Raw genomic sequence first — 1,562 nt, 5'->3', positions numbered from 1 at the left:
CGCCGCGCCGAGGCTCGCCACCCCGCCGCTGCCCAGCGCGATGGCCGCCGCCCGCAGCTTGCCCGCCCGCTCCGGCAGCGGCTCGATCGGCGGGGTGATCACGCTGAGGGTGATGAACGCCTGCCGCGGCACCTTCCGCAGCTCCTGCTGGAACGCCAGCACCGACCGCGCCTTGTCGACGACCCGCTGGACGATCGCCCGCGCCTCCCCGGGGTTCGTGCTCCGGCCGGTGATGAACAGGAACGGGCTCTGCGCGAGCGCCTCCGGATTGGGGTTGCCGCTGTTGATCGTGAAAGCGGGATCGCCCTTCGGCGACGCCCCCAGCTCCTTCGTCACCTCGGGCGTGGAGATCGCGGTCATCACGATCGACGCGGAAAGGCTCAGCCCTTTGTCGAAGTTCAGCAGCGGATTGGCGGTGTCGGCGGGACGGCCGTCCACTTTCGGCGCCGAATAAGGAGTGGTGAGGACCAGAGTCGCGCCGGAGACATAGAAGACGGGAACCGAAACATAAGCGCCGACCATCGCCAGCAACGCGACCCCGAACGCGGCCGCCGAAATATACCAGCGCCGGAACAGAACGGTCACCGTTCCCCAGAAATCCATCAGTTCACCTGCGTTCCGGACCGTGGAGGAAAGGGATAGCATCGCCTCGACAGGGACTTTTCGGTGAGGATTTCGGGGAGGTCTGCATGGCGGAACTGGCCGTTCTCACCCCGAGTTACCGCCCCGACCTTCCGCTCTTCATCGACCTGCACGCCTCGGTGCTGGCACACACGCCGCCCGGCACCGTCCACCATGTGGTGGTGCCGGCCGCCGACCGCGACCTGTTCTCCCGTTTCGGCGGCGCGCGCTGCCGGATCTGGACGGTCCCCGAACTGCTGCCGTCCCGGATCAGGCCGCTGCCCCGCGCCCTGCCGCGCGCGCTCTGGCTGAACCTGGCCAGGCCCTGGCCGCCGGTGCGCGGCTGGGTCCTCCAGCAGGCCATCAAGATCGCCGCGACCGTGCGCCTGGACGCCCGGGTGGTGCTGCTCGCCGACTCCGACGTCGCGTTCGTCCGGCCCGTCACCGCCGACACCTTCCGCGACTCCGGCACCCTCCGGATCACCCGCACCCCCGGCGCGATCGACGACACCGCCGGCCTGGAACGGCACGTCCGCTGGCACGCCGTCGCCCGCGACCTGCTCGGCCTGCCCCCGGCAGGACCGCCGTACGCCGACTACGTCAACCCCCTCAACTTCTGGGATCCCGAAGTGGTGCGGGCGATGCAGCGGCGCGTCACCGAGGTGACCGGACGGGACTGGCTGGACGTGTTCTGCTCGCGGCTGCACGTCTCGGAGTTCATCCTGTACGGGGTGTTCGTCGACGAGCTGTGGGCGCCGGGCGCGGCCACCGCGAGCGCGGGACCGGTCAGCCACAACTACTGGGAGCACGACGCCCTCGACGAGGCGGGCGCCGAGGCGTTCGCCGAACGGCTCGGCCCCGACGCCGTCGCCGTCATGATCTCGGCCCGTTCGGCGACCACCCTGCACACCCGGCGCGCCGTGCTGCGCCGCTGCGCCCAG

The 1,562-nt window shown here is 70.7% G+C and carries 2 protein-coding genes; one reads left to right on the top strand and one right to left on the bottom strand.

What is annotated here, in order from left to right:
• Nucleotides 1-603 (bottom strand): hypothetical protein (locus tag ACYVE7_RS33770; RefSeq protein WP_460370610.1); only part of this gene is annotated, 603 nt, incomplete at its 3' end.
• An 86-nt stretch (nt 604-689) separates the two neighbouring features.
• Between ACYVE7_RS33770 and ACYVE7_RS33765 the strand changes: the two genes are divergently transcribed.
• Nucleotides 690-1,562: DUF6492 family protein (locus ACYVE7_RS33765; protein ID WP_460370607.1), on the top strand; the 873-nt coding region annotated here is incomplete at its 3' end.

This window comes from Actinocorallia lasiicapitis (genome assembly GCF_054778695.1).
The sequence above is the reverse complement of the archived record's forward strand: the minus strand, read 5'-3'. Positions and strand labels throughout refer to the sequence as shown.